Annotated in this window: 1 protein-coding gene; it reads right to left on the reverse strand. The window is 59.0% G+C overall.

Translation table 11 applies throughout. From position 1 onward, the window contains the following. A partial coding sequence (locus Q4563_RS18970) for an aminotransferase class III-fold pyridoxal phosphate-dependent enzyme (protein WP_303605616.1) occupies positions 1–293 on the reverse strand: 293 nt, incomplete at both ends.

Below are 293 nucleotides of genomic sequence, written 5' to 3' on the forward strand. Positions count from 1 at the left end.
GTGCCAGGGCATCGACAAATTGCTGCGCTTCCGGGCGTGTCAGGCACAAGGGTGGGCGCACTTTCAGGGTCGAGGCATGTTTACCGGCGGCACCAATCAGTACACCGGCATCACGCATCCGGTTAATGATCTGGACGGTGTGCGTCGGGTCCGGCTGGCCGGGATGATCGACGCTGCCAATATCCACACCAATAAACAAACCACTGCCGCGAACATCCGTTATACGGTCGTGCCCGTTGGCCAGCTGGGTTAACTGCTGCTGCAACCAGTGGCCGGTATCCAGGGCATTATGT

Source organism: Gilvimarinus sp. 1_MG-2023, assembly GCF_030548285.1.